Here is a 24,841-nt window from a genome sequence, read left to right on the forward strand (position 1 = left end):
ATCACCACGACGCGCGCACCGCACCACGACGCTGCGCGCGTGCGGGGATCAGCCCGCCTGCTGAATCCGGATCAGGTTGCCCGCCGGGTCGCGGAAGGCGCAGTCCCTGAGTCCGTACGGCTGGTCGACCGGCTCCTGCACGACCTCGGCGCCCTTCGCCTCGAGGTCCGCGAACGTCGCGTCGAGGTCGCTCGAGGCCAGGTTGACCCCGAAGTAGCTGCCCTTGGCGATGATCTCGAGCAGTGCCGCACGATCCTCGTCGGTGATGCCCGGGCCCACCCCCGGCGGGTGGAGGACGACGGCGGTATCCGGTTGCCCGGCCGGGCCGACCGTGATCCAGCGCATGCCCTCGTACCCGACGTCGTTGCGGACCTCGAAGCCGAGCAGGTCGCGGTAGAAGGCGAGGGATGCCTCGGGGTCGAGGTGCGGAAGGAAGCTGGAGTGGATGGTGATGGTCATGCCGGCAACGCTATTGGCGGCCGCCGACCTGCGCTTCTCGATTCCTGATCGGTTTGGTGACCTGCTTGGCCACGCAGGGGATCATGCCGATCGTGGCACCGGCGAACCGTTCCCGGTACACGCTCGGCGGGACGCCGACGAGTTCGGTGAAGCGCGTGCTGAAGGTGCCGAGCGAGGAGGACCCGACGTCGAAGCACACGTCGGTGACGCTCAGGTCGCCACGCCGGAGCAGCGCCATCGCGCGTTCGATCCGACGCGTCATGAGGTACGAGTAGGGCGACTCGCCGAACGCCTCGCGAAACCGCCGGCTCAGGTGCCCGGAGGACATGCCCGCGCCGCGTGCGAGTGCCTCGACGTCGAGCGGCTGCGCGAACTCGCGGTCGATCCGGTCCCGCACCCGCCGCAGGATCGCGAGGTCGCGCAGGCGTTGCTCGTCGGGTGAGTGGCGTTCCACCTGCGCATGCTCGCACGCGCGGCACGCCGACGTCCAGCGCGCCCGACCCGGTCCCGGAGGCTGGGGCGACACGCGGGAGCCACGGGCGGCGCGCGAAGGTCACCCGGGAATAGCCTGAGCGTGACGCGCGCCGCCCCGTGCGCGCCGGAAGGAGCCGGTATGTCCACCCCTCAACCGAACCGGATGATGGCGATGTTCGCGTTCGATTCGTCCCAGCTGACGAAGTCCGCGGTCAACTCGATCCGCATCGCCCTCGGCGTGACCGGGTTCATCGCCCTCATCGTCGGGGTGTTCATGACGTTCTGGGCTCGCGAGTCCGCGGTCGTCCTGACGTTCATGCTGGCGATCTACTTCGTCATCGCGGGCCTGGCGTACCTCGGCATCGGCCTGTTCTCGAAGGGCCTGTCGGGCGGCGCGAGGGCGCTGGACATCGTCCTCGGCGTCGTCTTCGTGGTCGGCTCGATCATCATGTTCGCCAACCCGACCGAGAGCGCGGTCGTGCTCGGCATCTTCCTCGGCGTGCTGGTCGGCATCCTGTGGATCATCGAGGGCGTGGTGGCGCTCGCGCAGTCGGGCAACTCGTCGTCCAAGGGCTGGAGCATCTTCTTCGGCATCCTGAGCCTCGTCGCCGGCGTCGTGCTGTTGTTCTCCCCGCTGTGGGGCGCGGTGATCCTGTTCATCGTGACCGGCATCTCGCTCATCATCCTCGGCATCGTCCAGATCGTGCGCGCCTTCACCTTCGGCCGCGGCATGGTGCTCTCCGACTGAGAACGGATGCCTCGGCATCCGTCGCAGGCGAACGCGAGGAGGGCGGGACCGGTGATCCGGTCCCGCCCTCCTCGTTCGTTCGGGTGGCGGCCTCAGGCCTCGGGTGCGAATCCCGAGGTGTCGCCCACGTAGCGCGTGTGGTCGGCGGGCACCGGGTCCACGGCCGCCCGGGCGACCTCGGCGGCGAACTCGGAGACGTTGTAGAGCCGCCCGGCGTCCTCCTTGCGGGCTGCGATCGCGCCGGGGTTCGCGCGCTCGAGCAGCGTCGCGGTGATCGTGCCCTCGATCATGTCGCCCGACACGACGACGAACTCGACGCCCCGCTCCCCCAGCTCGGGGAGCTTCGCACGCAGCGCATCCTCGCCGGCGCGCTTGGAGAGCGCGACGGGCTCGTACTCGGGCATGGTCGGCGTCGTCCGGATGAAGTGCGCCTGGTGGCTCGTCACGAAGACGATGCGCGCCCCCTCGGCGAGGTGCGGCAGGGCGTTGTCGACGACGTTGACCTGCGCGTCGCGGTTCAGGCGCATCGCGTAGTCCTCGCCCATGCCGGTCTCCATGCCGCCTGAGGCGTTCAGCACCAGCAGGTCGACCGGACCGAACTCGGCGACGGCGCGCTCGAACATGGCCTGCACGTCGGAGGCATCCGTCAGGTCCGCACCGGCGGCGATCGCCCGCCCGCCGCCCGCGACGATCTCGTTCACGATCTTCTCGGCGCGCGGCGCCTTGCTGCGGTAGTTCACGACGGCGGCGGCGCCGGCCTCTGCCAGGTAGCGCACGGTGTCGGCGCCGATGCCCCGTGACGACCCGGTCACGAGGGCGACGCGGCCTGCGAGGGATCCGGGTGCGAGCGGGTTGGTCACGATCAGGGCTCCTCGGTACGCGGGTGTGTGCGCGCACACGCCGGGCGCGCCGCACCGAGACTACCAAGTCCCCCGCGGGTCGGCCGTCGCTGCTAGGTTGACTGCGGGGAACGGCACTGAAGGAGACGATGTGGATGTCTTGACCCAGTACGCGTGGATCGCCTGGCTGGTCCTCATCCTCGTGTTCGCCACGATCGAGGTGTTCACCCTCGAGATGACCTTCCTGATGCTCGCGCTCGGCAGCGTGGCCGGACTCCTGTCGGGCCTCACCGGGATCCCCTGGTGGGCGCAGTTCATCATCGCCGCGGTCGTCGCGCTCCTGCTGATCCTGACCCTCCGCCCACCGCTGCTCAGGCGGTTGCAGCGCGGAGCCGACCCCACGAAGAGCAACATCGACGCGCTGATCGGCGCGTCGGGTACCGTCGTCCGCACGGTCGGGCACGCGGGCGGTCAGGTGCGCCTGCAGAACGGCGACGTCTGGACTGCACGACTGTCGCCCGTGACCGAGCAGGCGGATGTCGCCGTGGGCGAGCCCGTGCTCGTCACCGGCATCGACGGGGCGACGGCGGTCGTCGTCCCGATGGAGAGGAGCACGCAGGAGTGAACGAGATCGGGCCCATCATCGCCGTGATCGTCGTCGTCGCGATCGCGATCTTCGCGATCGTGGTCATCGCGAAGTCGATTCGGATCGTGCCGCAGGCGTACTCGGGCGTCGTCGAGCGCCTCGGCAAGTACCACAAGACCCTCACGCCCGGCCTGAACATCCTCGTGCCGTTCATCGATCGGCTGCTCCCGCTCGTCGACATGCGCGAGCAGGTCGTCTCGTTCCCGCCGCAGCCGGTGATCACCGAGGACAACCTGGTCGTCTCGATCGACACGGTCGTCTACTTCCAGGTCACGGATGCGCGTGCCGCGACCTACGAGATCAACAACTACCTCGGAGCGGTCGAGCAGTTGACCACGACCACCCTCCGAAACGTCGTCGGCGGACTGAACCTCGAAGAGGCGCTCACGAGCCGCGACAACATCAACGGCCAGCTCCGGATCGTCCTCGACGAGGCGACCGGCAAGTGGGGCATCCGCGTCTCCCGAGTCGAACTGAAGGCGATCGACCCGCCCCTCTCGATCCAGGACTCGATGGAGAAGCAGATGCGCGCCGAGCGCGACCGCCGCGCCGCGATCCTCACGGCGGAGGGCACCAAGCAGTCCGCGATCCTCGAGGCCGAGGGGTCCCGCCAGGCCGAGATCCTGCGCGCCGAGGGTGACGCGAAGGCCGCGGTGCTCAGGGCCCAGGGCGAGGCCGAGGCGATCCTCACGGTGTTCGACGCGATCCACAAGGGCGACCCCGACCCGAAGCTGCTCGGCTACCAGTACCTGCAGATGCTCCCCCAGCTCGCCGAGGGCGCGTCGAACAAGCTGTGGATCATCCCGAGCGAACTCACCGAGGCACTCAAGGGCATCGGCCGCGCCTTCACGCCCGACGCGGGCGCCGCGCCGCAGGCGCCCGGGGCGGCGTCACCGGGGTCCCGCCCCGGCCCGCTCGGCTGAACGAGTGGGCGCCGGCTGGTTCGAGCCGCCCGCGCCGCGCGTCCTCGCACACCGAGGGCTGGCGCTCGAGGCACCCGAGAACACGCTCGCCGCGTTCGAGGCCGCGATTCGCGCCGGCGCCCGCTACCTCGAGACCGACATCCACGCCAGCGCCGACGGCGCCGCGGTGCTCGCGCACGACCCGACCCTGCGCCGGGTCGCGCACCGGCCCGAGGCGGTCGGCGAGCTCGACCTGGCCGAGCTCAGGCGCGTCGACCTCGGCGGCGGGCACGGCTTCGGCACGCTCGACGAACTGCTCCACGCCTTCCCCGGGTCGCGCCTGAACATCGACGTGAAGTCCGATGCCGCGATCAGCGCGACCGTCCGGGCCGTGCGCCGGGCGGATGCCGTCGATCGCGTGCTGCTCACCGCCTTCTCCGACCGGCGTCGCCGGGCGCTCGCGTCGGCGCTGCCCGGGGTCGCGACCTCGGCCGGGCGGGCATCCGTGCTGCGCGCGAGCGCGGCATCCGTCGCCCGGAGCTCCGCCGGCCTGCGCCGCGGCGTCGCCGGCGCCTCCGCGCTGCAGATCCCCGAACGCGTCGGACGAGCGCGCCTGCTCTCCCGCGGGCTGCTCGACACCGCGCACCGTGCGGGTCTCGAGGTGCACGTGTGGACGGTCAACGACCCGGACGACATGCGCCGACTGCTCGGCCTCGGCGTCGACGGCATCGTGACCGATCGCGCCGACCTCGCGATGCGGGTCGTCTCGGAAAGCTGAGAGTTCCCCGGCGAAACATCAGCCCACGGAAAGGTGGCGCCCAGCTTGATCGTCTATACCTGATGAGGATCGAGAGGAGTACGCCATGGCGGACCGGAGCCTACGAGGCATGCGAATCGGCGCACAGAGCCTGCAGAGTGAGGATGGCGTCGTCTTCGCTGATCGAGCCGAGTACACCTACCAGTGCGAGACGTGCGGCCGCGAGACGGTCATGACGTTCTCGACCGAGGCCGAGCTTCCCGAGACCTGGGAGTGCCGCCACTGCGGCAACTCCGCGGTGCTGCTCGTCGACTCCAAGCCGGTCGAGGTGGACCGTTCGGGTGAGAAGGTCGCCCGGACGCATTGGGACATGCTGCTCGAGCGCCGGACGCGCGCCGAGCTCGAGGAGATCCTCGAGGAGCGGCTGCAGATCCTGCGCGCCCGTCGCGGCCAGCAGAAGATCGGCGCCTAGCCGGCAGACCGAACCCCTTCAGCGCGCCCGGTCGCGGACTCCGTCCGCCGCCGGGCGTTCCGCTGCGCCAGCAGGCCCGCGAGCGCGAGTCCGCCGAGCGATCCGATCACGAGGACGAGCGGCACGGCGGCGCCCAGCACGACGGAGGGCGTCAGTCCCGAACGGAGTTCGACGTCGGTGACCATCGAGCCGGGCTCGTAGGCGGGCAGCGAATCGATCGTGCGCCCCGTCGGATCGATGACCTGGCTCGTTCCGACCGTCGAGATGTTCACGACCGAGCGCCCCGTCTCGATTGCGCGCAGGCGCGCGATCGCGAGCTGCTGCTCGTTCTCGTCGGTGCCGCGGAAGTCGGCGTTGTTCGTCTGGAACATGTACACCTCGGCCCCGTCGCGGGCGCCCTCCCAGATCAGGCCGTCGTAGATCACGTCGAAGCAGATCGCGAGACCGGTCACCGCGTCGCCGAGATCGAACACCGGCGCCTGCGTTCCCGGCGAGTACTCGCGCTGCACGAGGCCGATCAGGTCGGGCACGATCAGGTTGTAGAACCAGCGGTCGGGGATGTACTCGCCGAACGGCACCGGGTTGCGCTTGGCGTAGGCCTGGGTCGCGCCCTCCCCCGCCTCCCAGACGAGGGAGGCGTTGTAGAAGCGGTCGCCGTCGACCGTGACGGTGTTCAGGACGACGGGAGCGTCCAGCTGCTCGGAGAGCCCGTCGAAGATCCGCGCGACCTCGGGGCTGCGCGTCGGGTCGATGTCGGACCCGCCCTCGGGCCACAGCAGGACGTCGACGTCCGACTCGTCGAGCACGGGTGCGGTCGCCTCGAGTTGGGCGCGCAGCACGTCGCCCTGCGCCCGTTCGTCGAAGTAGCCCGAGGGCCCGTCGCCCTGCACGCTCGCGACCCGCAGATCGCCGGACGGCGTGGTCGGGAACGCCGGGAGGACGACGGCGAGCACGACGAGCGAGGCGACGGGCACGGCGGTGCGCAGGTCGCGCCATCCGCTCGCCCGCACCCATTCGACGGCCCCGGCCGTGATCGCGACCATGATGAACCCGAGGCCGGTCGAACCGACCCATGAGACGACCTGCGCGAACGGGCTCTCGGACTGGCTGAGCGCCGCACGCCCCCACGGGAAGCCGCCGTAGGGCAGCGAACCCGTGACGCTCTCGCGCACGATCCAGAGGCCGGCGACCAGCAGCGGCACCACCAGCAGGTTCATCCACCGGCCGCTTCCGGCCGCGGCCGTCCAGCGGTAGGCGAGCGTGATGAGCATCGCACCGCCTGCGACGAACAGGGCCTGCAGGATCGACAGCGCCAACCACGGGATCGGGCCCAGGTAGAGCGCGGTCCATGACACGTGCGAGAGGTAGAAGGCCAGGCCGAACGCGAGTCCGACGTGGAAGGAGGAGAGCATCGACCTGCCGACGAGCGGCACGATCGCCATCGCGATGCCGACGAACGCGAGCGGCCAGGCGCTCGCACCCGGGAAGCCGAGGTCGTAGACGAACCCGCCGAGCGCCGAGACGATGAGCGCCGCCCAGAGCGGCAGGAGCGGCCTCGAGGCGGCCCGAGCGGATGCCGCGGCCGGCGTGGTGCCGACCGTCGCCGAGCCGCTCATGCGGCCGCTCCGTACGCGACGACGCCGCGACGCACCGCATCGATCGCCGCCCGTGCGGTCGCGCCGAGTTCGGCGTCGGCCACGATCGAGATCTGGTCGAGCAGGTCGATCACCTGCTTCGAGAGGCGCACGAAGTCGCCGGCCGCGAGCTCGGTGTCGGCCAGCACCTGCCCCAGCCCGACCCCCCGAGCCCACGCGTGCATCGCGTTCGCGAGCGCCGGCGACGGCTGCTCGGTTCCGGGGAGCCGATGGTCGCGCTCGACGTCGTCGAGTTCACTCCACGCATCGGTCGTGCGCTCGAACGCGGTGCGGAACCCGCCCTTCGGCATGCGGAACTCGATGCCCCGGTCGTCGCGCCGCGGCTCGTACACGAGGGCTGCGGCCATCGCCGCGATCGACGGGACGTCCAGTCCGTCCCAGAGCCCGCGGCGGAGGGATTCGGCGACGAGCAGGTCGCGGTCGCCGTAGATCCGCTTGAGGGTGCGTCCGGCCGCGGTCGGCACGAGCTCGCCGTCCTCGCGGCGCTCGAGGTAGCCGAGCTGCGACAGGACGTCGGCGACCCGGTCGAAGCGCTTCGCCACCTGGCCGGTGCGGGTGCGGATCTGCCTGGAGAGGTCGTCGTGCTCGCGCTTCAGGCGCCACCAGCGTTCGGCCCAGCGCGCGTGCTGCTCGCGTTCGGCGCAGCCGTGGCAGGCGTGGGCGCGGAGGCGCTTGCGTTCGGCGACGAGGTCGCGCTGCATCCGCTCGCGTTGCGCGTGAGTGGGGTTGCCCTTGGCGCCCTGGCGTTCCAGGTCGCCGATGCGCCGACGGATGGCGGCGTACTCGGCGAAGTCGCCGAGGTGGCAGCGCATGGCCTCCTCGAAGCCCGCCATCGAACCCTCCTGCTTGCGCAGGGTCCGGGCGAGGTCCACGACGGCGCGGTCCGCCTGGAACTGCGCGAACGAGAGCTCGAGCACCTGGCGGGTGCGGTCGCGGCCGAACTGGTCGACGAGGTTGACGGCCATGTTGTAGGTCGGCGTGAAGCTCGAGTTCAGCGGGTAGCTGCGCCGGGACGCGAGCGAGGCCACCGCCTCGGGGTCGAGCCCGTCGACCCATTGGATGACCGAGTGCCCCTCGACGTCGATCCCGCGTCGCCCGGCACGTCCGGTGAGCTGCGTGTACTCCCCCGGCGTGATGGGCACGCGCGCCTCGCCGTTGAACTTCTCGAGCTTCTCGAGCACGACCGAGCGCGCAGGCATGTTCACGCCGAGCGCGAGCGTCTCCGTCGCGAAGACGACCTTGAGGAGCCTGCGCTGGAAGAGCTCCTCCACGATCTCCTTGAACGCCGGCAGCATCCCCGCGTGGTGCGCGGCGACGCCGCGCTGCAGTCCCTCGACCCACTCCCAGTAGCCGAGCACCGCGAGGTCGTCGTCGCGGAGCATCCGGGACCGTTCCTCCACGATCGCCCGGATCTCGGCGCGCTCGTCGGTGTCGGTGAGACGGATGCCGCTGCGCAGCACCTGACGGACGGCCTGGTCGCAGCCGGCCCGCGAGAAGATGAAGAAGATCGCCGGCAGCAGGTGCTTGCCGCTGAGCAGTTCGACGACCGCGGAGCGCTCCATGCGCCCCTCGCCGGGAGCGGGCCGGTGGTACCTGCCGCGGTCGCCGCCCCTCCGACCGCGCTGGGAACGCGCCCGGATCGACCGGCCGCCGGTTCGCGCGAGCCGCTGGAGCTCGGGGTTCACCCGATGCGTCGCCGCCTGGCCCGACGAGTCGAACAGGTCGAGCAGCTTCGTCCCGACCAGCACGTGCTGTTCGAGCGGCACCGGTCGCTGCTCGGACACGACGACGTCGGTGTCGCCCCGCACGGCCTGGAGCCAGTCGCCGAACTCCTCGGCGTTCGAGACCGTCGCGCTCAGCGAGACGAGCCGAACGTGCTCGGGGAGGTGGATGATGACCTCTTCCCAGACGGCCCCGCGGAACCGGTCGGCGAGGTAGTGCACCTCGTCCATGACCACGTAGGCGAGGCGGTCGAGCAGCGGCGACTCGGCGTACAGCATGTTCCGCAGCACCTCGGTCGTCATGACGACGATGCGTGCGCCCGAGTTGATGTTGGTGTCGCCCGTGAGCAGGCCCACCTGGTCGGCGCCCCACGTGTCGGCGAACTCCTGGAACTTCTGGTTCGACAGCGCCTTGATCGGCGTCGTGTAGAAGACCTTCGCGCCGGACGAGTGCATCGCCAGGTGCACGGCGAACTCGGCGACCGCCGTCTTCCCCGCTCCGGTCGGAGCCGCGACGAGCACGCTGCGGCCGTCGTCGAGCGCAGCACAGGCCGCGCGCTGGAACGGGTCGAGGTCGAAGGAGAGCGTCGCCGCGAACTCCTGCAGCCTGGGCTGGCGTCGCTGCTGCCGGGACTGCGCGTAGCGCTCGGCCGGCGAGGGGCTCATCACCCCTCCAGCCTAGACAGGCTCGCCGAACTCCAGCTGCGCGCGCTTGGCCACCCGGCGGTCGTGCAGGGCGGCGATCCCGTAGGCCGCGAAGTACAGGCCGATCATCGGGATCGCGAGCATGAACATCGACACCACGTCGGCTGACGGCGTCGCGAACGCCGTGAACAGCACGATCACGAGGATCGCGATGCGCCAGGACTTGATGATCGCCGCCGCGCTCAGGATGCCGGCGAAGTTGAGCAGCACGATGAACACCGGCACGACGAACGCGATGCCGATCGCGACGACCAGCTTCAGCACGAAGTCGATGTACTCCTTCGCCGTGAGCAGGGTCTCAGCCCCCTCGGGCACGAAGCTCGTCATGAGCTTGACGATGTTCGGCAGCACGAACCACCCGGCGGCGCACCCGGCGAAGAACAGCGGGATCGCCGTCGCGAAGAACGCGAAGGTGTACTTGCGCTCCTTCGTGTTCAGCCCGGGCACGAGGAACGCGAAGATCTGGTACAGCCACACGGGCGCCGAGATCACGATGCCGAGCGTGAACGCGATCTGCAGGCGGAGGTCGAATGCGCTCGAGATGGTCGGGAAGATGATGCCCGCGCTCACGGCATCCTCGCCCTGCTGGGCCTCGACCACGCGGTTGACCGGCTCCTGGATCGCATCCCAGACGAACAGGTCCGTCAGGATCCAGCCGCCGACCATGCCGACGACGATCGCGATCGCCGAGATGAACAGGCGCTTCCGCAGTTCGACCAGATGCGCGCCGAGCGACATCCGCCTCTCGCGGTTCTTCTCCCCGCGATCCTTCACCGCGGTCATGCGGCTCAGGCGCTCGGGCCGGAGTCCGCGCGCTTCGGCTGATCGACCTGGGCGGGCGCCGGCGTCGCCGCCTGCGGGTTCGAGGCGGCCGGGGCCTCAGGGGTGGTGCCGGCCGTGGCGTCCTTGGCATCCGCGTCGTCGCCGTCGGAACGGACCTCGCTCTTGAGGATCTTCATCGACTGGCCCAGGCTCCGCGCGAGTGCGGGAAGCTTCGGCGCACCGAAGAGCAGCAGGATCACCAGGAGGATGATCAGTGCGTGCCAACCGGAGAAGGCGTTTCCAAACATAGGTTCTCGTCCAATTCTGGCGGGATGGTCCGGTCAGTCTACCGGGTCGGTCGACCGGGAGTCCTCACGCCTCGGAATCGATCGGATCACGATCGTCGGAGGTGCCGGGATACGCCGCCAGGCCCGCCGTCGCCCAGGCCGCCACCGCCTCCCGCGCGATGTCGGGCGCGATCACGGTTACCAGGCCTGGCAGGCCCGCGACCAACCGCTTGAGGCCGTGCACGTGCGCGAGACGGAGCGTGACCCGAAGTCGACCGCCGACCTCGGTCGCGGTCGAGTCGGCGAGGTAGTCGGCCAGGAGCGGCAGGCTCTCCGGCGCGACATCCACCACGACCTCGAGGTCGTCCGGCGACGCCTGGAACAGGGTCTCCGGGATCGTCCTGCCGGAGTGGTCGGCGACCGCACCGTCGGTCACGCGCAGACCGCTCATGCGGTCGATGCGGAAGTTGCGCACGTCGTCGCGCAGGTGGTCGTACGCCTGCATGTACCAGTCGGCCCCGAGCGAGGTGATCCGCAACGGGTCGACGAGCCGGCGCCGGTGCTCGCCCCGCGCGTTCAGGTAGTCGAACTCGAGCTGCCGACCGGATGCCACGGCCCGCCGCACCTCGGCCAGGGTCGCGTCGGCGGCCTCCTCGGCGATCGCGAGCCGGCTCGGCTCGGCCGACGCACCGGCCCGCAGCTTCGCCGTCAGCGCCGCCAGAGCCGTGCTCCCCGCGTTCTCGGGCAGTGCCGAGAGGTACTGCAACCCCGCGATGAGCGCCGCCGCCTCGCGTGCCGAGAGCCGCGGGGCGTCGTCGATCGCGACGTGATGGACGATGACGATGACGTCGTCGTCCTCGAAGGAGTCCCAGTCGATGTCGAACAGGTCGTTCGGCTGGTAGGTCCCCGTCGCGCCCGGAAGCCCCGACGTCGCGATGAGCTTCACCGCGTCGCGGATCTCGGTCGCTCCGACCCCGAAGTGCGCCGCGGCCTCCGAGACCTCGACGACGCGCTGGTCGAGCAGGTACGGCACCAGCGAGAGCAGGAAGACGAGCCGGTCCGGGGCCCGGAGCGCCGGCGTACGCCTGGCGGGCTTCGGACTCATGCCGCTCCCCCCGCCCGGTGCGCCGCCGCGACGGCGGCGAGACGGACCCGCACCGCGCCGCGCAGGGAATCCGGTGCGAGCACGCGCACCTCCGGACCGTACGAGGCGAGCTCGTCCGCGAACACCGCCTCGTCGGTGTAGTGCAGCCGGATCACCCCGGCATCCTCGTCGGCCTGCACGGCGCGCTTGCCCAGGCGCACCTCGGCGTCCGAGCCGGCGCTCACGGCCAGATCGGCCGCATTCGAGAGCCGCAGCGCCTGCAGGTCGGCGAGCGCGCGGTCCTGGACGTCGGCGGGCGGCGCATCGAACGAGGGTCCCGCGAGCAGGCGGACGTCGCCGACGATGCGCGAGAGCAGGAAGGTCCGCGGCGCGTCGGCGTCGACGTCGCGGCCGTGCAGATGCCAGCGCCCCTCGTGCAGGACGACCGCGTGCGGCTCGACCGTGCGCGATCGGGGCGCGTGCTCGCCGGGCTTGAGGTAGTGGAAGCGGACGCGCTGGCGCCGGTCGAGCGCCTGCCGCATCGGTTCGAAGGCGGCATCCCGCACTCGCAGGCGCGGCGCGTAGCCGATCACGGGCTCCCTCGGTTCGATGCCGAGCGAGCGGAGCTTGGTGAGGGCGCGCTGCGAATCGGCCGAGAGCGACGCCTCGCGCCAGACCTCGGCCGCCAGGCCGAGCAGCGCCAGTTCGTCGGGCGTGAAGCGCACATCCACCGGCAGGTCGTACTGGCCCTTGGGGATGCGGTACCGCAGCGCCTGGTTGTCACCCGGGCGATCCGGGGACTCGACCGTCTCGAGCGGGATGCCGAGGTCGCGGATCTCGTCCTTGTCGCGCTCGAACTGCCGCTCGAGGTTCGCGTTGCCGCCGTGCGGGTCGTACCGTTCGGCGTACCCGCGCACGGTCGAGAGGATCTCCGCCTTCAACAGGCCGTGCTCGGTCGCGAGCAACGCGAGCACGAGGCTGAACAGTCGATCCTCGACCGGGATCCGAGTCTCCCCCGAGGGCTTGGATGACGCCACGTCAGCGATCATACTGAAGCGCCGAGCGGCGACGCCGCAGCGGTCGGGTCACGCGACGCCGAGGATGTCGATCACGAAGAACAGCGTCGAGCCGGCGGGAATGCTGCCCTGGGCGGTGTCGCCGTAGCCGTCCTCGGGCGTCACCACGACGCCCACCTGGGAGCCGACCTGCTGGCCGATGAGCGCCTTCGAGAAGCCCGGGATCACCTGGGAACCCTCGCCCTCGCTCACGACGAACGAGGCCGGCGCACCGCTCTCCCAACTCGAGTCGAACACGGAGTTGTCGTCCCACAGCACACCCGTGTAGTGGACGACGACGTTGTCGCCGTCCTCGACGGTCTGCCCGTTGCCCTGCTTGATGACCTCGACCTGCGTGGTCTCGAACGGCGGGTTGTCCGGAACCGTGATGCCGGGGCGACCGTCGGGCGCGGTCACGACCGCCGGGAAGCCGTCGCGCGTGATGCGCGGCGACCCGTTCGCCTTCGGCAGGAACGCCTGGTGCACGTCGAAGATCACGACGATCCCGTCCTCGCCGCCCAGCCCGATCGCCGCGTTGCCCTCTTCGCCCCACAGGTCGGCGGGCGGCACGGCCACGGCCACGCGCGAGCCCTCGCTCGCGCAGCTCAGGCCCTTGACCAGGCCGGGCAGCGTGCCGTCGTTCAGCACGACCGGGACGGCCGGCTCGTCGCCGAAACCGGTCGACTGCAACTGCTCCCCCGTGGTCGCGTTGTACACCGCGAGCCCGACGAGCGCCTGCTGGCCCTCGCCCAGGGTCTCGCCGTCACCCTCGACGATCTCGGTGCACTGCGTCTCCTGGGGGCGCAGCGGCGTCGGGAACTCCGCGCGGGGCGCGTCGCCGAAGTCGCCCCTGACCTCGATGAGGTCGGAGGACGCGCCCGGCTCGGCCTGCGGTTCCGGCGTCGCGGTGCAGCCCGTCAGGGCGAGTGCGACGAGCGTCGCGGTGGCGGTGAGTGCGATCGGGAGGCGCACGGATCCTCGTTTCGTCTCGTGTGGAACGGGCGGGGACAGCCTAGTCGGCGTCGGCGGGGTCGGCGTCGCGATCACTGCCGGGGTCGGCGTCGTCGGCCCGCGAACGGCGGGCCGCGGCATCCGCTGCCCGAGCGCGCTTGCGCAGGACCTTGTCGCTGACGTTGCGCTCACCGAGCGCCCCGGGCGTCCAGGCCTCGACATCCTCGTCGCTGAACTCGGTCTTCGCCGGGCGCCGCTTGAGTTCGGGGAGCTCGGTGTCCGGCGCGAGCCTGCGCGCCGTGATCAGGAAGCCCGTGTGCGCGATCATCCGGTGGTCTGGCCGGACCGCGAGACCCTGCACGTGCCATCCGCGCACCATCGTCTCGTTCGCGACCGGGTCGGTGTACCACCCGGTCGCCCGGATCGCCTCGGCGACGCGGGAGAGCTGCGTCGCGGTCGCGACGTAGCAGAGCACCACGCCGCCGGGCTTCAGCGCGGTCGAGACCGCGTCGATGCACTCCCAGGGCGCCAGCATGTCGAGGACGACGCGGTCGACGGATGCCGCCTCGGCCCGCTCGGGCAGGGTGTCGGCGAGGTCGCCGAGCGTGATCGACCAGTTCGCCGGGTCGGAGCCGTGGAAGGTCGCGACGTTGCCGCGGGCGACGTCGGCGAACTCCTCGCGCCGCTCGAACGACATGAGCCGGCCCTCGGGGCCGATCGCCCGCAGCAGCCACAACGACAGGGCGCCCGACCCGACGCCGGCCTCGACGACCGTCGCGCCCGGGAAGACATCGGCCTGCGCGAGGATCTGCGCGGCGTCCTTCGGGTAGACGATCGCCGCGCCCCGCGGCATCGACATCACGAAGTCGGCGAGCAGCGGTCGCAGCGCGAGGTACTCGATGCCGACCGCGTTCGCCACGACCGAGCCGTCGGGAAGGCCGATCAGGTCGTCGTGCGCGATCGTGCCCTTGTGCGAGTGGAAGACCTTGCCCGATTCGAGCGTGATCGTGTGCATCCGGCCCTTCGGGCCGGTCAGCTGCACGCGGTCGCCGACCCGGAAGAGCCCGCTCGCCTCGCCGCGGCTCACGCGCCGACCCGCTTGCCGTCGAGGAGCGCGACGAGGTCGTCGAGGGTTCGACCCTCGAGGGTCGGCCAGACCGCATCCGCACGATCCGCGGGGATCGGGATCATGTGCGGCACCCCGATCGCGACCGCGCCGGCGCTCGTGGCCGAGGCCAGGCCCGTCGGGGAGTCCTCGATCGCGATGCACTCGGCGATGTCGACCCCGAGCCGCCCGGCGGCGGCGAGGTACGGCTCGGGATGGGGCTTGGGAGCGGCGACCTCGTCGCCCGTCACGAGTTCGTCGAACGCGGCGAACGCGATCGCGCCGACGACGTCCTCGGCCATCGAGCGGATCGACATCGTCACGAGCGCCGTCGGGACGCCCGCGTCGCGGACCTGACGCAGCAGCTCCTGCGCGCCGGGCTGCCATGGCACCCCGTGCTGCGCGAGTTGCTCGCGCACGCGCTCGGTCAGTCGATGGACGATCGCGTCGGCCGGGAGGTCGACCCCGGCGCCCCGGAACACCTCGGCGGCGTCCCAGAGGCCCATGCCGACCATCCGGAGGGCGTCCTCGTGGGTCCAGGTTCCGCCGAACTCGTTGACGAGCTCGATCTCGGCCTGCATCCAGTAGGGCTCGGTGTCGACGATGGTGCCGTCCATGTCCCAGAGGACGGCGGCGGGGAGGCGCTTGGTCACAACCGGAGATTCTACGGGCACGGCCTATTGTTGAGGTGAGTCCGGACCTCCCGGGCTCGGGAAGCGGGGCGGACCGAGTGCAGCAGCCGACCGGGTTCGAGGGCGGGCGACTCCTCGTCGTGGCGTTCGAAGGGTGGAACGACGCCGGCGAAGCCGCCACCGGGGCCGCGAGACTGCTCGTCGAACGGCTCGGACTCGTCGAGATCGCCGCGGTCGACCCCGAGCTCTACTTCGACTACCAGTTCACCCGCCCCACCGTCGAGGCCGGACCGGACGGGATCCGCAGCATCTCCTGGCCCGGCGCGGCGATCCTCGGCCCCGGCGCAGGCGGACGAGCCGCGCCCGACGAGGACGAGGTGGTGACCGGCCCAGGCGCCGACACGCTCCACGTTCTGCTCGGCGCGGAACCCGCCCGGACCTGGAAGGGGTTCGCAGCCGAACTCGTCGATGCCGCGCTCGCAGCCGACATCGAGGGCGTCGTGCTGCTCGGCGCCATGCTCGCCGATGCGCCGCACACCCGGCCCCTGGCCGTGTTCGCCTCGAGCGAGAACCCCGAGGTGCGCGCCGCACTCGGGGTCGAGCGCTCCACCTACGAGGGCCCCGTCGGCATCCTCAGCATCATCGCCGACCAGGCCGAACGCGCCGGCATCCCGACCGTCTCGCTCTGGGCCTCGGTCCCCCACTACGTCCACAACGCGCCCTCGCCGAAGGCCGTGCTCGCGCTGCTCGGCAAGGTCGAGGAGCTCACCGGGCTGAGCATCCCCCGCGGCACGCTCGAGGCCGAGGCGAACGCGTGGGAGGCCAACGTCGACGCGCTCGCGGCCGACGACGACGAGATGGCCGGGTACATCGCCCAGCTCGAACAGGCACGCGACGCGGCCGACTCGCCCGAGGCATCCGGCGAGGCGATCGCGCAGGAGTTCGAACGCTACCTCCGTCGTCGGGGCGACCAGCCGGGCGGCGGGGGCGGCACGTGGCGGCCCCGCGACGGCGCCTGACGCGGCATCCGCTGTCGCCTGCTCGACGTCAGAGCGGCTCGATCACCCCGGCGCCGAGCAGCACGAACACCGCCACGCCGAGCGCGATGCGGTAGATCACGAACGGCAGGAAGCTGTGGCGTGAGATCCATTTCATGAAGAACGCGATGACCAGGATCGCGACGCCGAACGCGACCGCCGTCGCGACGGCGGTCTCCAGGCCGTTGTACACGCTCGGCTCGCCCCAGCTCTTGAACAGCTGGTAGAAGCCCGAACCGAACACGGCCGGAATCGCGAGCAGGAACGCATATCGAGCGGCGGCGGCGCGTTCGTACCCGAGCAGCAGCCCCATGGTGATCGTGCCGCCCGAGCGCGAGACCCCGGGGACGAGCGAGAGCGACTGCGCGAGGCCGAACCAGATGCCGTGCGGGTAGGTCAGGTCGCCGAGCTTGCGGCGCTTCGCGCCGGCCCAGTCAGCCAGCCCCAGCACGATGCCGAACAGGATGAGCATCGTCGCCGTGATGTACAGCGAACGGAACACGGTCTCGATGTACTCCTGGAGCAGCAGTCCGAGCACCACGATCGGGATCGAACCGATGATGATCAGCCACCCCATGCGCGCGTCGGGGTCGTTGCGTGGCACACGGCCGAAGAGCGACCCGAACCAGTGCGAGATGATCCGCACGATGTCCCGCCAGAAGAAGACGACCACCGCGGCCTCGGTCCCGATCTGCGTGATCGCGGTGAACGCCGCGCCGGGGTCGGCCGCGGTGGGCAGGAACTCCCCGAGGATGCGCAGGTGCGCGCTCGAAGAGATCGGCAGGAACTCGGTGAGTCCCTGCACGAGGCCGAGGATGATGGCTTCGAACACGGGTGGGTCGCCTTACCGCCCCCACGGATGAGGGCATCGGAGCGTCGTCGGGAAGGGCGTCAGTACGACAGGAGGAGGTCCTTCAGAACCTGCCTCCCGAAGACTAGCCCGTCCAGCGGGACCCGTTCGTCGACGCCGTGGAACATCGCCGGGAAGTCGAGGGTGTCCGGAAGGCGGAGCGGCGCGAACCCGTAGCCCGAGATCCCGAGTCGCGACAGCGCCTTGTTGTCGGTGCCGCCGCTCAGCAGGTACGGGAAGACCGCGGCGTCCGGGTCGTGGGTGCGCAGCGCGCCCGTGACCGCGTCGACCAGCGGACCGTGCGTCGGGGCCTCGAGGCCGACATCCCGATGCACGACCTCGATCTCGACGTCCGGGCCCGCCATCTCGGCGATCTCGGCGAGGACCGCGTCCTCCTCGCCCGGGAGGGTCCGGATGTCGATGAGGGCCTCCGCACGGTCGGGGATGACGTTGTGCTTGTACCCGCCGAGCAGCTGGGTCGGGTTCGACGTCGTGCGCAGCGTCGCCGTGATGAACCCGGAGGCCGAACCGGTCGCGAGCGCGAGCTCGTCGGGTGAGACCTGCTCCGGATCGACCCCGAGTGCGCCCGCCACCGCGGCGAGCAGCTCGCGCGTCGTGTCGGTCAGCCGCACGGGCCACTCCCTGCGACCGATGCGCGCGACCGCCTCGGCGAGCTTGGTCACCGCGTTGTCGTGGATGAGCCGCGATCCGTGCGCGGCCGTGCCGCGCGCGATCAGGCGCACCCACAGCAGCGCCTTCTCGCCGGTCTGCAGCAGGTAGGCGCGCTTGCCGCCGACCGTCACCGAGTATCCGCCGACCTCGCTGATCGCCTCGGTCGCGCCCGCGAACAGCTCCGGATGCTCGTCGACGAGCCAGCTCGCGCCGAAGAGGCCCCCGGCCTCCTCGTCGGCGAAGAAGCCGAGCACGAGTTCGCGCTCGGGCAGGCGCCCCTCGGCGAGGATGTCGCCGACCGCGGTGAGGATCATGGCGTCCATGTCCTTCATGTCGACCGCTCCGCGCCCCCACAGCATGCCGTCGCGGATCTCACCCGCGAACGGGTCGACGCTCCAGTTGCGCGGATCCGCCGGAACGACGTCGAGGTGACCGTGCAGGACCAGCGCCGGCTTGTCGGGGTTTGCACCGGGCACGCGGGCGACGACGTTGGCGCGCGTGGGGGCGGACTCGAGCACGACCGGGTCGAGCCCCATGCGGCGCAGGTGCGCCTCGACGTACTCCGCGGCCTCGCGCTCGCCGTTCGAGCGGCCCTCGCCGTGGTTCGTCGTGTCGAAGCGGATCAGGTCGCGCGCGATGGCGACGGTCTCGTCGAGGGCTTCGGTCGCGCGGTGCTCGCCGGTCGCGTGGGCGTCGCGGGCAGGGGTGGTCTCGGACATGCGCTCCACGCTAGCGCCCGGCGGCTCGGGTCGTCGTGCGGATCGTCCGTGACCGCCGTCGAGATCGTGCGGAATCCACTTTCCGGGGTGTGACCTGCGGCTGCGTCCCGGCGGGCATCCGCACGGTCTCCCCGTGGTCTGGAGGCCCCGGAAACCGTGCTAATGTCTTCTACGGCCGCTGAGCGATCAGAGGCCGAGACAACGCGCGGGTGGCGGAAATGGCAGACGCGCTAGCTTGAGGTGCTAGTGCCCTAACGGGCGTGGGGGTTCAAGTCCCCCCTCGCGCACGCGTTGTGAGAAAGGCCGGATCTTCGGATCCGGCCTTTCGTCGTTTCCGGAGGGTGCTGTTCCGGGCCGTGCCGCGGGAGCCCGCATCGTCATCCGGTCGACGACCGAGTGCGCCTGCCCTGCTGAGCGGCGGACGCGTGGCATCCGCCGCTTGCGGGATTCGAACATATCTTCGAATATTGAGAGGTGAAGACCGCACCTGCCCCGACCGCTCCCGCGGCGCACCTCGAGCGGGTCGAGCAGTTGCAGGCCCGCATCCGCGGGATGCAGGCCACCCGGCTCGACAGCCGGGCCGTGCCCACGCACCCGGCGCTCGCCTCGGTGCTGCCGGGCGGTGCCTTGCGCGAGGGTGCGGTCGTGCGGGTCGAGGGGTCGGCGTCGCTGCTCATGGCCGCGCTCGCGGGGCCGTCGCAGAGCGGGCGCTGGGTCGCGGTGGCCGGCTTCCCCGAGTTCGGCGTCGAAGCGGCGGCCCGGTTCGGCATCGACCTGGAACGGCTCGTGCTGGTGCCCCATCCGGGCCGGCAGTGGCTGAGCGTCGCCGCGGCGCTCGCCGATGTGATCCCCGTGGTCGCGGTGCGCCCAGCGGGCGCGCTCGCACCCGCCGAGGCGGCCCGGTTCGCGGCCCGGTTGCGTCAGCGCGGCACCCTGCTCCTCGTCGACGGGCCGTGGCCGGGCAGCGATGCGCGGCTCGGACTCGAGCGCAGCGACTGGACCGGGCTCGAGCGCGGCCACGGGCACCTCGTCGAGCGCGAGGTCGTCGTGCGGGTGACCGGTCGCGGCGAGGTCGGGCGGGGAAGCCTGCGCCGGCTCCGCCTGCCCGCGCGCGATGCGCAGGTCGCGGTCGCGGACGCCGTGGCATCCACCGGCGCGGATGCCACGGGCATCGTGCACCGGCCCGACTTCACCGCGAGGGCCTCATGAGCGGGGCCGTTCGCAGCATCGTGCTCTGGTGCCCGGACTGGCCCGTGCTCGCCGCGTGCCGCGACGCCGGGCTCGACCCGGGTGCGCCGGTCGCCCTGACCGAGGCCGGGCAGGTGCATTCGTGCTCGGCGGCGGCTCGGCGCGACGGGGTCGCACGCGGGCTGAGGCTGCGCGAGGCGCAGTACCGCTCCCCCGCGCTCGAGGTCCTGCCGTACGACGCCGCGCTCGATCACCGCGCGTTCGAGCCGGTCGTGCGCGGCATCGAGGCGATCGTGCCCGGCGTGCAGGTCGTGCGGCCGGGCACGCTCGCGATGCGGGCGCGCGGGCCGGCGCGGTACTACGGCGACGAGGATGCCGCGGCGCGCGCGCTGCTCGCGGCGGTCGCCGAGCACGGCATCGCGGGGGCCTGCGTGGGCGTCGCCGACGGGCCGTTCGCCGCGGAGCAGGCGGCGCGCGCGGCGGGCGCGCATCCGGATTCGGCCGGGCGACGGGTGCTGGCGGTGCCACCGGAGGGGTCGGCGGGGTTCCTGGCCCCGTTGCCGGTCTCGCTCGTCGTCGACGCGCGCACGACGACGTTGCTGCATCGGCTGGGCGTGCGCACGCTCGGCGGGTTCGCGGCGCTCCCGGAGGAGGACGTCCGGCGGAGGTTCGGGGCGGCCGGCGCGTTCGCGCACGACCGCGCCGCGGGTCGCGAACGCTCCCGGGTGGCTCCGCGCACCCCGCCGCCCGACTTCGAGGTCGAGCAGCACTTCGAGCCTCCGCTCGAGCGGATCGACCAGCTCGCGTTCGCGTTCCGGGTGCGCGCCGAGGAGTTCATCGAGCGGATGCGGGCGAAGCGACTCGTGTGCACCGGCATCCGGGTCGAGCTCGACGACGACCGCGGGGGCCATTCGAGTCGCAGTTGGCTGCACCCGCACTGGTTCACGCCGGCCGATGTCGTCGATCGGGTCCGTTGGCAGTTGCAGGGTGCGGGGCCGGCCGATGCCGGGCTCGAGGCGCCCATCGTGCGGCTGCGGATCGTGCCCGAGCGGGTGGATTCCACGGGCAACCACGAGGAGGGGCTGTGGGGCGGCGGCCCCGACGAGCGCGTGCACCACGGGCTCACGCGCGTGCAGAGCATGCTCGGGCACGAGGGCGTGCTCACGGCCGCGGTCGGCGGCGGGCGCATGCTCGCAGACCGCCAGGTGCTCGTGCCGTGGGGCGACCGCCCGCCCGAGGGCGCCGCGGCCGAGGCTCCCTGGCCGGGAAGCCTGCCCGCGCTCGCTCCGGCGAGCGTGTTCCGGGAACGGCCCGCGGTGGCGTTGACGGATGCCGCGGGCGCCTCGGTCGCGGTCGATGCGCGCGGCACGATCTCGTCGCCGCCCGCGTCGTTCGCGGTCGCCGGTGCGGTGCCCGCGCCGGTGCGAGCGTGGGCGGGTCCGTGGCCGGTCGTGGAGCGGTGGTGGGATCCGGTGCGCGCCCGACGGGTGCACCGGTTCCAGGTGGTCGATCACGAGGGGTGCGCGTGGCTGCTGGTCCGCGATGCCGAGGGCTGGTGGGCCGAGGCGAGGTACGACTGATGCGCGGGGCGAACAGGGGGTGATGCGCGGTGGGGTGGAACAATCCCGAGATCCCGTGGAGCGAGCTCGAGCGGCGGCTCTCCGATCGGCAGCGGCCGGGCGGGTCGGGCGGCGGGGCGGACGCGCCGCGCAGCCCGGGCGGCGGGCGCGGTGACGGCGGCGACGCCCCGGGGTGGAGTCGGAAGCGGCATCCGTATCGCCCTCCAGAGGGCGAGGACGGGCGGGACGGGCCGGCGCGACCGCTCGGTCCGGCCGTCCCGTACGCCGAACTGCACGCGCACTCGACGTTCAGCTTCCTCGACGGCGCGTCGGGGCCCGAGCGCCTCGTCGAGGAGGCGCACCGCCTGGGGCTCACCGGGCTGGCGATCACCGACCACGACGGGTTCTACGGCATCGTGCGGTTCGCCGAGGCGGCCGAGGCGTACCCCGAGCTCGAGACGGTGTACGGCGCCGAGCTCTCGTTCGGCCTCAGCCGGCCGCAGATGGGTGCGGCCGACCCCGAGGGCGATCACCTGCTCGTCCTCGCGGCGCGCGAGGAGGGCTACCACCGACTCGCTGCGGCGATCACCGCGGGCCAGCTCGCCGGCGGTGAGAAGGGGCGCCCGGTTTACGACCTCGACGACCTCGGCGCGCGCGCGGGCGGCCAGTGGGTGGTCTCGACCGGGTGCCGCAAGGGTGCGGTGCGCCGGGCGCTCGCGGGCGAGGGCGGGGCGGATGCCGCGTGGCGCGAGCTCGACCGGCTCGTCGCGGTGTTCGGCCGAGACCAGATCGTCGTCGAACTCACCGACCACGGCGACCCGCACGACCAGGTGCGCAACGACGTGCTCGCCGAGCTCGCGGCCCGCGCGCGCGTGCCCGCGCTCGCGACGAACGCGGTGCACTACGCGACGCCCGACGAGCATCGTCTCGCGGCGGCGCTCGCCGCCGTGCGGGCGCGGCGCAGCCTCGACGAACTCGACGGCTGGCTGCCCGCGTCCGACGGGCGGCACCTGCGTTCGGGTGCGGAGATGCTGGCGCGGTTCGCGCGCCATCCGGGTGCCGTCGCCCAGTCGGCGACGCTCGCCCGCGACCTGTCCTTCCGGCTCCGGAGCGCCCGGCCGAGGCTGCCGAAGCTCGACGTGCCCGATGGGCACACGCCCATGTCGTGGCTGCGCGAACTGGTGCGACGTGGTGCCGAGCTGCGCTACCCGGGGGTTCCGGGTCACGTGCGCGACCGGCTCGCGAAGGAGCTCGACGTGATCGAGCAGAAGGACTTCCCCGGCTACTTCCTCATCGTGCACGATCTCGTGCAGGAGGCGCGCCGTCGCGGCATCCTCTGCCAGGGTCGCGGATCGGCGGCGAACTCGGCGGTCTGCTACGTGCTGGAGATCACCGGGGTCGACTCGATCTTCTACGGGCTGCCGTTCGAGCGCTTCCTGTCGTCGCTGCGCGACGAGGAGCCCGACATCGACGTCGACTTCGACTCCGATCGGCGTGAGGAGATCATCCAGTACGTCTACGGCAAGTACGGGCGGATGAACGCCGCGCAGGTCGCGAACGTCATCAGCTACCGCCCGAAGGGCGCGGTGCGCGACATGGCGAAGGCGCTCGGCTACTCGACCGGGCAGCAGGATGCGTGGTCGCGGCAGGTCGAGCGCTGGGGTTCGGTGGTCGAATCCGACGAGCACGACATCCCGGGGCCGGTGGTCGAGCTGGCCGAGCAGCTGCTGACGTTCCCGCGGCACCTCGGCATCCACTCGGGCGGCATGGTGCTCACCGATCGGCCGGTCGGCGAGGTGTGCCCCATCGAGCACGCGCGCATGGAGCAGCGCACGGTGCTGCAGTGGGACAAGGACGACTGCGCCTGGATGGGCCTGGTCAAGTTCGACCTGCTCGGGCTCGGCATGCTCGCGGCGCTGCAGTACACGTTCGACCTCGTGCGCGAGCACACCGGCGAGCAGTGGGAACTCGCGACGATCCCGAAGGAGGAGGGGGCCGTCTACGACATGCTGTGCCGGGCGGATTCGATCGGGGTGTTCCAGGTCGAGTCGCGCGCGCAGATGGGCACGCTCCCCCGCCTGCAGCCCCGGTGCTTCTACGACCTCGTGGTCGAGATCGCGCTCATCCGTCCGGGCCCCGTGCAGGGCGGAGCCGTGCACCCCTACATCCGGCGCCGCACGGGCGAGGAACAGGTGACCTACCTGCACCCCAAGCTCGAACCGGTGCTGCGGCGCACGCTCGGGGTTCCGCTGTTCCAGGAGCAGCTCATGCAGATGGCCGTCGCGGTCGGCGACTGCGACGCGGCCGACGCCGACCTGCTGCGCCGGGCGATGGGCTCCAAGCGGGGCGTGGAGAAGATCGAGCGGCTGCGCGCGAAGCTGTTCGACGGTATGGCACGCAACGGCATCGAAGCGGATGTCGCCGAGTCGATCTACGCCAAGATCGAGGCGTTCGCGAACTTCGGGTTCGCCGAGAGCCACGCGATCAGCTTCGGACTGCTGGTCTATGCGAGTTCGTGGTTGAAGCTGCACTACCCGGCGGCGTTCCTCGCGGCGCTGTTGCGAGCGCAGCCGATGGGGTTCTACTCGCCGCACACGCTCACCGCCGACGCGCGCCGGCACGGCGTCGAACTGCGCCGCCCCGACCTGGCGCGCTCGGGTGTGCACGCGGGGCTCGAGGCGTCGGAGCCCGCCGACACGGCAGCGGATGCCGCGACCGGCGCCCGTGGCATCCGCTCGCCCACCGGCATGCCCGGCTGCGCCGGCCCGCAACCGCCCGTCGGCCGGTTCGATCGCGACGCGCCCGACCGCTCGGCGGAGCACCGCCGCGACGGCGCGTTCGCGGTGCGCCTGGGCCTGGCCGACGTGACCTCGATCGGTACCGCGGTCGCCGAGCGCATCGTCGCCGAACGCGACGCGCACGGCCCGTACCGCGACATGGCCGACCTGTCCCGGCGGGCCGACCTCGATGCGACGCAGCTCGAGGCGCTCGCCGCGGCCGGGGCGTTCGAGTGCTTCGAACTGCGCCCGCGGCAGGCGCTGTGGCTCGCGGGCGAGGCCGCGCAGGATCGCGCCGACTACCTTCCCGGTTCGGTCGTCGTCGTGCAGCCGCCGTTGCTGCCGATGCTCAACGACGCCGAGCAGGTCGTGTACGACCTCTGGGCAACGGGCATCTCGCCCGACGACCACCCGATCCGGCATGTGCGGGGCCGGCTCGACGCGCGCGGGGTGGTGCGCATCGACCGATTGCCCGGCACGGAGTCGGGCCGTCGCATCGAGGTCGGCGGGGTCGTCACGCACCGGCAACGGCCGGCGACCGCGAGCGGGATCACGTTCATGAACCTCGAGGACGAGTCGGGAACGCTCAACGTGATCGCGAGCGTCGGGGTCTGGACGAGGTACCGTCGCATCGCTCGCGAGGCCCCGGCGATGGTCGTCCGCGGCATCCTCGAACGTTCGCGCGAGGGCGTCGTGAACCTCGTCGCGGACCGGTTCGAACCGCTCACCGTGTCGACCTCGAACCGGTCACGGGACTTCCGCTGAGGGGCCCGGCGCCCTGCGGA

General features: G+C 71.7%; 23 protein-coding genes and 1 tRNA gene. 10 read left to right on the forward strand and 14 right to left on the reverse strand.

The features are described 5' to 3' along the window. Positions 1–48: 48 nt before the first annotated feature. Both DSM26151_RS07325 and DSM26151_RS07330 read right to left on the reverse strand, forming a co-directional pair. Complete coding sequence (locus DSM26151_RS07325; protein ID WP_234661739.1) at positions 49–459, reverse strand: VOC family protein; 411 nt, start codon at positions 457–459, stop codon at positions 49–51. Positions 460–469: 10 nt separating this feature from the next. Next, entirely contained in the window at positions 470–913 is a 444-nt protein-coding gene (locus DSM26151_RS07330; RefSeq protein WP_234661740.1) for a helix-turn-helix domain-containing protein, read from the reverse strand. A gap of 159 nt (positions 914–1,072) precedes the next feature. Between DSM26151_RS07330 and DSM26151_RS07335 the strand changes: the two genes are divergently transcribed. Then, a complete protein-coding gene (locus tag DSM26151_RS07335; RefSeq protein WP_234661741.1) occupies positions 1,073–1,681 on the forward strand; it encodes an HdeD family acid-resistance protein in 609 nt (202 codons plus the stop codon). 92 nt (positions 1,682–1,773) lie between these two features. Here DSM26151_RS07335 and DSM26151_RS07340 read toward each other — a convergent pair whose 3' ends face one another. After that, on the reverse strand, positions 1,774–2,541 hold the full coding sequence (locus DSM26151_RS07340; protein ID WP_234661742.1) for an SDR family oxidoreductase: 768 nt from the start codon (positions 2,539–2,541) through the stop codon (positions 1,774–1,776). A 130-nt stretch (positions 2,542–2,671) separates the two neighbouring features. On the opposite strand from DSM26151_RS07340, the gene DSM26151_RS07345 reads away from it, so the two are divergent. The 4 genes from DSM26151_RS07345 (at position 2,672) to DSM26151_RS07360 (ending at position 5,297) form a co-directional block, all read left to right on the forward strand. Next, positions 2,672–3,145, forward strand: a complete 474-nt coding sequence (locus DSM26151_RS07345) for an NfeD family protein (protein WP_234661743.1) — start codon at positions 2,672–2,674, stop codon at positions 3,143–3,145. Next, positions 3,142–4,089 carry an SPFH domain-containing protein gene (locus tag DSM26151_RS07350; RefSeq protein ID WP_234661744.1) on the forward strand — a complete coding sequence of 316 codons (948 nt, stop codon included), beginning with the start codon at positions 3,142–3,144 and terminating at the stop codon, positions 4,087–4,089. Before DSM26151_RS07345 ends, DSM26151_RS07350 begins: the two co-directional genes overlap by 4 nt. Before the next feature lie 4 nt (positions 4,090–4,093). After that, positions 4,094–4,846: a glycerophosphodiester phosphodiesterase gene (locus DSM26151_RS07355; protein WP_234661745.1), complete on the forward strand. Its 753-nt coding sequence runs from the start codon at positions 4,094–4,096 to the stop codon at positions 4,844–4,846. 85 nt (positions 4,847–4,931) lie between these two features. Then, on the forward strand, positions 4,932–5,297 hold the full coding sequence (locus DSM26151_RS07360) for an RNA polymerase-binding protein RbpA (protein ID WP_234661746.1): 366 nt from the start codon (positions 4,932–4,934) through the stop codon (positions 5,295–5,297). On the opposite strand, the gene lnt is transcribed toward DSM26151_RS07360, so the two are convergent. From lnt to DSM26151_RS07405, 9 genes are all read right to left on the reverse strand, one after another. Then, the gene (gene lnt / locus DSM26151_RS07365; RefSeq protein ID WP_234661747.1) at positions 5,294–6,913 is read right to left on the reverse strand and encodes an apolipoprotein N-acyltransferase; all 1,620 of its coding nucleotides are present in this window, start codon (positions 6,911–6,913) and stop codon (positions 5,294–5,296) included. The genes DSM26151_RS07360 and lnt overlap by 4 nt on opposite strands. Then, positions 6,910–9,339 (reverse strand): DEAD/DEAH box helicase, encoded by a 2,430-nt coding sequence (locus DSM26151_RS07370; protein WP_234661748.1) that lies wholly within the window; start codon positions 9,337–9,339, stop codon positions 6,910–6,912. The genes lnt and DSM26151_RS07370 overlap by 4 nt, the downstream gene beginning before the upstream one ends. A 12-nt stretch (positions 9,340–9,351) precedes the next feature. Further along, positions 9,352–10,116, reverse strand: coding sequence for a twin-arginine translocase subunit TatC (gene tatC, locus DSM26151_RS07375; RefSeq protein ID WP_234661831.1), 765 nt, complete (start codon positions 10,114–10,116; stop codon positions 9,352–9,354). Between the two features lie 50 nt (positions 10,117–10,166). Further along, positions 10,167–10,448, reverse strand: a complete 282-nt coding sequence (gene tatA, locus DSM26151_RS07380; RefSeq protein ID WP_234661749.1) for a twin-arginine translocase TatA/TatE family subunit — start codon at positions 10,446–10,448, stop codon at positions 10,167–10,169. A 64-nt stretch (positions 10,449–10,512) separates the two neighbouring features. After that, positions 10,513–11,532, reverse strand: coding sequence for a helix-turn-helix transcriptional regulator (locus tag DSM26151_RS07385; protein WP_234661750.1), 1,020 nt, complete (start codon positions 11,530–11,532; stop codon positions 10,513–10,515). Beyond that, a complete protein-coding gene (locus DSM26151_RS07390) occupies positions 11,529–12,548 on the reverse strand; it encodes a helix-turn-helix transcriptional regulator (RefSeq protein WP_234661751.1) in 1,020 nt (339 codons plus the stop codon). Before DSM26151_RS07390 ends, DSM26151_RS07385 begins: the two co-directional genes overlap by 4 nt. 48 nt (positions 12,549–12,596) lie before the next feature. After that, the gene (locus DSM26151_RS07395) at positions 12,597–13,538 is read right to left on the reverse strand and encodes an FKBP-type peptidyl-prolyl cis-trans isomerase (RefSeq protein ID WP_234661752.1); all 942 of its coding nucleotides are present in this window, start codon (positions 13,536–13,538) and stop codon (positions 12,597–12,599) included. 40 nt (positions 13,539–13,578) lie between these two features. Then, complete coding sequence (locus DSM26151_RS07400) at positions 13,579–14,604, reverse strand: tRNA (adenine-N1)-methyltransferase (RefSeq protein ID WP_234661753.1); 1,026 nt, start codon at positions 14,602–14,604, stop codon at positions 13,579–13,581. Further along, positions 14,601–15,239: an HAD family hydrolase gene (locus tag DSM26151_RS07405; protein WP_234661832.1), complete on the reverse strand. Its 639-nt coding sequence runs from the start codon at positions 15,237–15,239 to the stop codon at positions 14,601–14,603. Before DSM26151_RS07405 ends, DSM26151_RS07400 begins: the two co-directional genes overlap by 4 nt. A gap of 113 nt (positions 15,240–15,352) precedes the next feature. Here DSM26151_RS07405 and DSM26151_RS07410 point away from each other — a divergent pair, with 113 nt between their 5' ends. After that, positions 15,353–16,273, forward strand: a complete 921-nt coding sequence (locus tag DSM26151_RS07410; protein ID WP_234661754.1) for a PAC2 family protein — start codon at positions 15,353–15,355, stop codon at positions 16,271–16,273. A gap of 28 nt (positions 16,274–16,301) precedes the next feature. Here DSM26151_RS07410 and DSM26151_RS07415 read toward each other — a convergent pair whose 3' ends face one another. Both DSM26151_RS07415 and DSM26151_RS07420 read right to left on the reverse strand, forming a co-directional pair. Next, the gene (locus tag DSM26151_RS07415) at positions 16,302–17,123 is read right to left on the reverse strand and encodes an undecaprenyl-diphosphate phosphatase (protein WP_234661755.1); all 822 of its coding nucleotides are present in this window, start codon (positions 17,121–17,123) and stop codon (positions 16,302–16,304) included. A 59-nt stretch (positions 17,124–17,182) separates the two neighbouring features. Then, entirely contained in the window at positions 17,183–18,532 is a 1,350-nt protein-coding gene (locus tag DSM26151_RS07420; protein WP_234661756.1) for a M20/M25/M40 family metallo-hydrolase, read from the reverse strand. Between the two features lie 203 nt (positions 18,533–18,735). Here DSM26151_RS07420 and DSM26151_RS07425 point away from each other — a divergent pair. The 4 genes from DSM26151_RS07425 to DSM26151_RS07440 all read left to right on the forward strand — a co-directional run bounded on the left by DSM26151_RS07425 (position 18,736) and on the right by DSM26151_RS07440 (position 24,821). Then, positions 18,736–18,819 (forward strand) — tRNA-Leu (locus tag DSM26151_RS07425). A 187-nt stretch (positions 18,820–19,006) separates the two neighbouring features. Further along, on the forward strand, positions 19,007–19,741 hold the full coding sequence (locus DSM26151_RS07430) for a hypothetical protein (RefSeq protein WP_234661757.1): 735 nt from the start codon (positions 19,007–19,009) through the stop codon (positions 19,739–19,741). Continuing rightward, positions 19,738–21,300 (forward strand): DNA polymerase Y family protein, encoded by a 1,563-nt coding sequence (locus DSM26151_RS07435; protein WP_234661758.1) that lies wholly within the window; start codon positions 19,738–19,740, stop codon positions 21,298–21,300. The genes DSM26151_RS07430 and DSM26151_RS07435 overlap by 4 nt, the downstream gene beginning before the upstream one ends. A 29-nt stretch (positions 21,301–21,329) precedes the next feature. After that, a complete protein-coding gene (locus DSM26151_RS07440; RefSeq protein ID WP_234661759.1) occupies positions 21,330–24,821 on the forward strand; it encodes an error-prone DNA polymerase in 3,492 nt (1,163 codons plus the stop codon). Positions 24,822–24,841: the final 20 nt, after the last annotated feature.

The organism is Agromyces marinus, assembly GCF_021442325.1.
Taxonomy (GTDB): Bacteria; Actinomycetota; Actinomycetes; order Actinomycetales; family Microbacteriaceae; genus Agromyces; species Agromyces marinus.

Coding starts and splice junctions, on each gene's coding strand:
- DSM26151_RS07325 (WP_234661739.1), bottom strand. CDS start 459: ATGACCATCACCATCCACTCCAGCTTCCTTCCGCACCTCGACCCCGAG.
- DSM26151_RS07335 (WP_234661741.1), top strand. CDS start 1,073: ATGTCCACCCCTCAACCGAACCGGATGATGGCGATGTTCGCGTTCGAT.
- DSM26151_RS07360 (WP_234661746.1), top strand. CDS start 4,932: ATGGCGGACCGGAGCCTACGAGGCATGCGAATCGGCGCACAGAGCCTG.
- lnt (WP_234661747.1), bottom strand. CDS start 6,913: ATGAGCGGCTCGGCGACGGTCGGCACCACGCCGGCCGCGGCATCCGCT.
- DSM26151_RS07370 (WP_234661748.1), bottom strand. CDS start 9,339: ATGAGCCCCTCGCCGGCCGAGCGCTACGCGCAGTCCCGGCAGCAGCGA.
- tatC (WP_234661831.1), bottom strand. CDS start 10,116: ATGTCGCTCGGCGCGCATCTGGTCGAACTGCGGAAGCGCCTGTTCATC.
- tatA (WP_234661749.1), bottom strand. CDS start 10,448: ATGTTTGGAAACGCCTTCTCCGGTTGGCACGCACTGATCATCCTCCTG.
- DSM26151_RS07385 (WP_234661750.1), bottom strand. CDS start 11,532: ATGAGTCCGAAGCCCGCCAGGCGTACGCCGGCGCTCCGGGCCCCGGAC.
- DSM26151_RS07405 (WP_234661832.1), bottom strand. CDS start 15,239: ATGGACGGCACCATCGTCGACACCGAGCCCTACTGGATGCAGGCCGAG.
- DSM26151_RS07420 (WP_234661756.1), bottom strand. CDS start 18,532: ATGTCCGAGACCACCCCTGCCCGCGACGCCCACGCGACCGGCGAGCAC.
- DSM26151_RS07435 (WP_234661758.1), top strand. CDS start 19,738: ATGAGCGGGGCCGTTCGCAGCATCGTGCTCTGGTGCCCGGACTGGCCC.